Genomic DNA, 6,154 nt, shown 5'->3' with positions numbered 1-6,154 from the left:
CTCGACAAGGTTCGACAAACTCGCCGTCCGATACCAGGCCACCATCCAAGTCGCGATCATCCTCGACTGGAAACCGACTTCGTAAACACGACCTAACCGCGGTCGAGGAGGGCTTGCATTTCCCCGAAGTCGGTGCCGTCTTCGAGAGGGGCGTAGGAGTCGGCTTCGAGGAGGGCGATCGTCGCATGGCGGGCCGCCGCGTAGGCCGCCGAGGCGAGGCGGGGGCCTAGGCTGATCCGGGCGACGCCGAGGGCCGCCAGCGCAGAGGGCGCGGGCGCGCCGGGGCCTGCCATCACGTTGAGCGGCAAGTCAATCGCCTGTACGAGCGCAGCGACCGTGTCGGGGTCCGTGACGCCCGGAACGAAGATGCCGTCCGCTCCCGCCGCCGCGTAGGCCGCGGCGCGTTCGACCACCGCGTCGAAGCGGGTGGCGGGGTCGCCGATGCCGGCGAGGTAGATGTCGATGCGGGCGTTGAGGAACAGGTCCGGGCCCGCGCCTTCCCGGGCCGCGGCGAGGCGTTCGGCCTGTTCGGCGATCGGGCGCAGGGAGCCCGGCGTCTCGGCCACGGTGTCCTCGATGTTGACGCCGACCGCGCCCGCCTCCGCGACCGCCGCAAGGGTCTCGGCGACGTCCTTCGCGGTGGCGCCGAACCCGGATTCGATGTCGGCGGTGACCGGGACGTCGACGGCGCGTGCGACCCGCTCGACGAGGGCGATGGCCGCGTCGCGGTCGAGGCGGTCGCCGTCGGGGCGGCCGAGGCTCCAGGCGACTCCGGCGCTGGTGGTGGCGATGGCGGCGGCGCCCGCGGAGGCGATGACCGCGGCGCTGGCGGCGTCCCAGCAGTTCGGGAGGATCAGGGGCGGGGTGGTGTGGAGGGCGCGGAAGCGCGCGGCCCGGTCGTTCGTCATGGGGCAATCAAAGCAGCCGTGTCGCCTCGTGTCTGGCCGGAAAACGACATGACCGTCGGAGGGAGGCGTCAACCGATCGGTTGACGCGGCGGATCAACCGGTGGCTCCGCCGCGTGGGCGATGGCGGCGGGCGCGGTTGCTGCGAGGGTTGTTCCCGTACCGGACAGGGAGGAACCCATGGCGATCATCGAAGTCGAAGACCTGGTGAAGCACTACGGCGAGCAGCGCGCCGCCAACGGCGTCTCGTTCACAGTGGACGAAGGGGAGATCTTCGGCATCCTCGGCCCCAACGGGGCGGGCAAGACCACCACCGTCGAATGCGTCGAGGGCCTGCGCACCCGCGACGCCGGCCGGGTCTCGGTCATGGGCCTCGACCCCGCGCGGGACGTGAAGGAGCTCAGGCAGGTCCTGGGCATCCAGCTCCAGGAGAGCCGCCTGCCCGACCGGATGCGCGTCGGCGAGGCGCTCGACCTGTACCGCTCGTTCTACCGCTCCCCCGCCGACCCCGGGCGGCTCATCGAATCGCTCGGCCTGGGCGCGAAGCGCAAGACCCCCTTCGGGAAGCTCTCGGGCGGGCAGCAGCAGCGGCTGTCGATCGCGCTGGCGCTCATCGGGAACCCGCGCGTGGCGGTCCTCGACGAGCTGACCACGGGCCTCGACCCGCAGGCGCGGCGCGACACGTGGGACCTCATCGAGCAGGTGCGCGACTCGGGCGTCACGATCGTGCTGGTCACGCATTTCATGGACGAGGCCGAGCGGCTGTGCGACCGCCTCGCCGTGATCGACGCCGGGAAAGTGGTCGCCGTCGACACGCCCGCCGGACTCACCGCGCGCGTCAGCGCCGAGCAGCGCGTGCGGTTCCGGCCCTCCGCGGACTTCCCCGACGCGCTCCTGCTGGACCTCCCGGAGGTCGCCGCGGTCGAGCGGAACGGCTCCCAGGTGGTCGTGGCCGGGTCCGGGAACCTGCTCCAGGCCGTCGCGTCGGTCCTGGCGCGCAGCCACATCGTCGCCGCGGACCTGCGCGTGGAGCAGGTCAGCCTGGACGACGCGTTCGTCGCCCTCACCGGCAAGCCAGTCGAGTCCTGAGCCCCGGAACCGGAATCTGAATCCGAACCTGAATTCCCGCAACGGAAGAGGAGAGCCCTCATGTCGTCACTGCTGAAACTCACCGCCGCCGAGGCCCGCCTGTTCGTGCGCGACCCCACCTCGCTCGTCATCGGCCTGCTCCTGCCGACGGTCATCCTCGTCGGGCTCGGCGCGGTCCCGATCCTGCGCGAGCCGTCCGCCGACATGGGCGGGGTCCGGTTCGTGGACTACTTCGCGCCCTCGGTGATCGTCATGTCCGTGGCCGTCATCGGCCTCACCACCCTGCCCGCGGTCATGGCGGGGTACCGCGAGCGCGGCGTCCTGCGCCGCATGCGGACCACGCCGGCGCACCCGGCGAAGCTCCTTGTCGCGCAGTTGATCGTGAACGTCGCGGCGGCCCTGGCCTCGGCGCTGCTCGTGGTCGTGGCGGGCCGCCTCGCCTACGGCGTGCCGCTGCCGCAGAACCCGCTGGGGTTCGCGCTCGCGTTCGTCCTCGGGATCACCGCGGTCTTCGCGATCGGTATGCTCGTGGCGGCCGTCGCGGGCACCGCGCGGGCCGCCTCCGGGATCTCGACGGTCCTGTTCATGTCGGTCATGTTCTTCGGCGGCGTGTACCTCCCCCGGTTCATGCTCCCCGACGCGGTGGCCCGGGTCGGCGACTACGTGCCGCCGGGCGTGCAGACCCTGCTCGACAGCTGGAACGGCGAGAGCCCCGACCCGGTGCAGCTCCTGGCGATGGCGGCGATCGCCGTGGCCGCGGGCGCGGCGTCGGCGCGGATCTTCAAGTGGGAGTGACGAGCATGGGAGCCGAGCAGGCGGAGGCCGAGGTCAAGTCGCGCCAGTCGCGGATCTTCGGGTTCTACGGCCGGTTCATGGACGTGGTCCCGTACCTGACGCTCGCGATCAGCGTCTGCCTCAGCTCGCTCATCACCGAGATGCCCCCGGCCGACCGGACCGCCACCGCGGTCCTGTCGGCCGCGGCCGCGCTCTGGGTGTACTTCGGGTTCACCCGCATGTCGGCGGAGCCGCAGGTCCCGTTGGCGCGCATGACGGTGTACTTCGCGGGGCTCACCGTCCTCGGGTTCACGCTGATGCGCTTCGACATGCTGTTCTTCGTCTTCGTGATCACCGGGTTCTTCCACGCCGGGCTGCTTCGTCCGTTGTGGATGGTGGTGGTCGGGATCGGCGCGACGTCGCTGGTGGTGAACTCGACGGTGACCGACGAGCCGAGCGCCGAGGGCATCGCGGTGTATGCGGTGATCGTGTGCATCCAGACCGTCGCGATCAGCCTGGGATTCGTCATGAACGACCGGATGGAGCGCCTCCGCGCCCAGCGCGAGGAGGCGTTCGCGGCGCGCGAGGCGGCCATGGAGGAGAACGCGGGCCTGCACATGCAGCTCATGACGCAGGCGCGCGAGGCGGGCGTCCTCGACGAGCGCCAGCGCATGGCCCGCGAGATCCACGACACCGTCGCGCAGGGCCTCGCGGGGATCATCGCGCAGCTCCGGGCGGTGGACGCGGCGGCGGACGAGGCGCAGCGGCGCCGCCACCTCGACAGCGCCGTGGAGCTGGCCCGCGAGAGCCTCGCGGAGGCCCGGCGCACCGTGCGGGCGATCGGCCCGGCGACGCTGGAGGAGGCGCAGCTGCCGGAGGCGCTCGCGGAGGTCGCCGCGAAATGGTCGGCGGCCCAAGGGGTCCCGGTGGAAGTGGTGACCACAGGGGACGCGAGGCCGATGCACCCGGAGGTGGAGGTGACGCTGCTGCGGGTCGCGCAGGAGGCGCTCACCAACGCCGCCAAGCACGCCGGCGCGGGCCGCGTCGGCATCACGCTTTCCTATATGGAGGACGAGTTGGCACTGGACGTGCGCGACGACGGGTCCGGGTTCGCGCCCGGGCGGACCGCGGCGGGGGCGAAGGGCGGGTACGGGCTCCCGGCGATGCGCCAGCGGGTGGGCCGGATCGCGGGGAGCCTGTCGGTCGAGTCGGAGCCGGGCCGGGGCACGGTGGTCTCGGCGATCGTCCCGGCGCTCGCGGCGGTGCCCGATGGGGGCTGAGCCGATCCGCGTGCTCATCGCCGACGACCATCCGGTGGTGCGCGACGGGCTGCGCGGCATGTTCGCGCGGGGCGGGGACATCGAGGTGGTGGGCGAGGCGGCCGACGGGCGCGAGGCGGTGGACCGGGCGCTCGCGCTGGAGCCGGACGTGGTGCTCATGGACCTGCGGATGCCGGGCACCGACGGGGTGGCGGCGATCCGGGAGCTGGCCGCGCGGGGGTCGGCGGCGCGGGTGCTGGTGCTGACGACGTACGACACGGACTCGGACGTGCTGCCCGCGGTCGAGGCGGGCGCGGCCGGGTACCTGCTCAAGGACGCGTCGCCGGAGGAGCTGCGGCGGGCGATCCGGGCGGCGCACGAGGGCGGGACGGTGCTGGCGCCGTCGGTGGCGTCGGTGCTCATGGCGCGGGTGCGGCGGCCGGAGCCGGCGGCGGCGGGGCCGCTGAGCGAGCGGGAGCTGGAGGTGCTGGCGCTGATCGCGAAGGGCCGCAGCAACAGGGAGGCGGCGCGGGCGCTGTTCATCAGCGAGGCGACGGTGAAGACGCATCTGGTGCACGTGTACGCGAAGCTGGAGGTCAACGACCGGGCGGCGGCGGTGGCGGCCGCGTACGAGCGGGGGCTGCTGACGCCGAAGGGGCGGTGAGGCCGCGGCCGGGGCGACTCGCGCACGAGAGAGCGCTCTCTGTTCGCGCGCGGCGATTCGGTCGCCCCGGCCGCGGGGCCGTCAGGTGACGGTCAGGGTGAGGCGGGTCGGGTTGCCGTCGAAGGCGACGCCGGACTGGTCGGGGACGCCGTCGGGAGTGACGTCGTCGTAGGGGAACGCGTAGCCGATCGGCGAGTTGTCGTGGACGGCGCGCGCGTAGTGGTTGGTGATGTCGTGGGCGTAGAAGTCCGCGACCGGGGCGCCGTTCGGCTGGTCCGGGTGGTTGTGGACGGTGCTGCGGTTGAACGCGGCGGCGAGGCGCGCGAGGGCGGCCTTCTTCGCGTCGGAGTCGGTGGGCACGTTGGCGAACGGCCCGTGGTTGCAGGTGAAGATGTCGCGGTCGTCGGGCTTGGTGAAGGTGGAGCCGTCGTTGAAGACGAGGTTGTCGCCCTGCACGCGGCCGGTGAGGACCCCGCGCCCGCCCTGGAGGTCGATGCGGAGGTCGTTGGCGCGGTAGTGCTCCCAGACCTCGTTCACGTAGCCGCTCCAGTAGCCGTTGAACGGCATGTCCGGCTGGCCGAAGTAGGGGGCCATGACGTTCTGCGGCGACATGACGCGGAGGATCTTCCCGCCGCCGTCGCGCATGACCAGGGTGTCCCACGGCCGGCCGTCGGCGGCGGCCTGGGCTTCGAGGTCGGCGGCGATGCTCTCGACCGCGCCGCGGTCGAGCGCGGCCACCGAGTGGTCGCCGTCGCCTTGGAGGCGCAGGGCGATCGGGAGCGCGGTGACGAGGTCGACGTAGCTGACGTTCACGAACAGCTGCACGTCGTTGAAGGTGAACTCGCAGAACGAGGCGATCTTGCCGAAGTTCGCGTCGTTGGCGTTCTGGAACGCGGGCTCGACGAGCGCGGGGCCGGGGTTCACGAAGAACTCCAGTTTGGACTCGCGCACGAAGTACACGCGGGCGCCGTACATGCGCGGCAGGGTGACCACGACCGGCGCGGCGCCGGGCGCGTTCAGCGGGATCGCGCAGTCGACCGGGAGCGGCGTGTTCGTGCTCCCGGGCTGCTCGATGTAGTAGGGGCCCTGGCCGCCGGGGCGCAGGAGCATCATGCGGTCGGTGCCGAACTCGCGGCCGGTGACGTAGGCGTGCACGTCGCTCGTGTCGGTGTCGTTGGCGAGCGCGAGTTCGCAGGTGGCGGGCGCGGCGTCGGCTGCGGGGACGGCCCAGGTGCGCCACCAGGGCGAGCTGGCGGCGACGGCCCCTCCGGCCGCGGTCAGGGCGATCATGGATCTTCTTGAGACCATCGCGAACCTCCGTGGTGCGGAAATCGAGGAATCCGCACATTAACACGGTTTGTTAAAAGATCAAAGGGGCGAACCCGGTAATACCAGCAATTTACGGACAGGCCCGAGTCGTGCACCAAGGGTGAGTGATGTCGGGTATTGACCTGGGGGCGTTC

Annotated in this window: 6 protein-coding genes; 4 read left to right on the top strand and 2 right to left on the bottom strand. The window is 71.9% G+C overall.

Annotation, left to right across the window (positions count from 1 at the left end; all coding sequences use genetic code 11):
• Positions 1-92 precede the first annotated feature (92 nt).
• Positions 93-908 (bottom strand): isocitrate lyase/PEP mutase family protein, encoded by an 816-nt coding sequence (locus B0I28_RS25125; RefSeq protein WP_106366607.1) that lies wholly within the window; start codon positions 906-908, stop codon positions 93-95.
• Positions 909-1,085: 177 nt separating this feature from the next.
• Between B0I28_RS25125 and B0I28_RS25120 the strand changes: the two genes are divergently transcribed.
• The 4 genes from B0I28_RS25120 to B0I28_RS25105 are packed head-to-tail and all read left to right on the top strand — an operon-like array spanning position 1,086 to position 4,691.
• Positions 1,086-1,994, top strand: a complete 909-nt coding sequence (locus B0I28_RS25120; protein ID WP_106366606.1) for an ABC transporter ATP-binding protein — start codon at positions 1,086-1,088, stop codon at positions 1,992-1,994.
• A 60-nt stretch (positions 1,995-2,054) separates the two neighbouring features.
• Positions 2,055-2,789, top strand: coding sequence for an ABC transporter permease (locus tag B0I28_RS25115; RefSeq protein ID WP_106366605.1), 735 nt, complete (start codon positions 2,055-2,057; stop codon positions 2,787-2,789).
• Positions 2,790-2,794: 5 nt separating this feature from the next.
• Positions 2,795-4,048 carry a sensor histidine kinase gene (locus B0I28_RS25110; RefSeq protein WP_106366604.1) on the top strand — a complete coding sequence of 418 codons (1,254 nt, stop codon included), beginning with the start codon at positions 2,795-2,797 and terminating at the stop codon, positions 4,046-4,048.
• Positions 4,038-4,691, top strand: a complete 654-nt coding sequence (locus B0I28_RS25105) for a response regulator (RefSeq protein ID WP_106366603.1) — start codon at positions 4,038-4,040, stop codon at positions 4,689-4,691. The genes B0I28_RS25110 and B0I28_RS25105 overlap by 11 nt, the downstream gene beginning before the upstream one ends.
• Before the next feature lie 81 nt (positions 4,692-4,772).
• Here the strand turns inward: B0I28_RS25105 and B0I28_RS25100 are convergent, their stop codons facing one another.
• Positions 4,773-5,981, bottom strand: coding sequence for a beta-1,3-glucanase family protein (locus B0I28_RS25100; protein WP_245889104.1), 1,209 nt, complete (start codon positions 5,979-5,981; stop codon positions 4,773-4,775).
• Positions 5,982-6,154: the final 173 nt, after the last annotated feature.

Source organism: Glycomyces artemisiae (assembly GCF_003002955.1).
GTDB lineage: Bacteria > Actinomycetota > Actinomycetes > Mycobacteriales > Micromonosporaceae > Glycomyces > Glycomyces artemisiae.
The sequence above is the reverse complement of the archived record's forward strand: the minus strand, read 5'-3'. Positions and strand labels throughout refer to the sequence as shown.

Excerpts from the sequence above, each read along its gene's own strand:
- B0I28_RS25125 (WP_106366607.1), bottom strand. The coding sequence starts at position 908 with ATGACGAACGACCGGGCCGCGCGCTTCCGCGCCCTCCACACCACCCCG.
- B0I28_RS25120 (WP_106366606.1), top strand. The coding sequence starts at position 1,086 with ATGGCGATCATCGAAGTCGAAGACCTGGTGAAGCACTACGGCGAGCAG.
- B0I28_RS25115 (WP_106366605.1), top strand. The coding sequence starts at position 2,055 with ATGTCGTCACTGCTGAAACTCACCGCCGCCGAGGCCCGCCTGTTCGTG.
- B0I28_RS25110 (WP_106366604.1), top strand. The coding sequence starts at position 2,795 with ATGGGAGCCGAGCAGGCGGAGGCCGAGGTCAAGTCGCGCCAGTCGCGG.
- B0I28_RS25105 (WP_106366603.1), top strand. The coding sequence starts at position 4,038 with ATGGGGGCTGAGCCGATCCGCGTGCTCATCGCCGACGACCATCCGGTG.
- B0I28_RS25100 (WP_245889104.1), bottom strand. The coding sequence starts at position 5,981 with ATGATCGCCCTGACCGCGGCCGGAGGGGCCGTCGCCGCCAGCTCGCCC.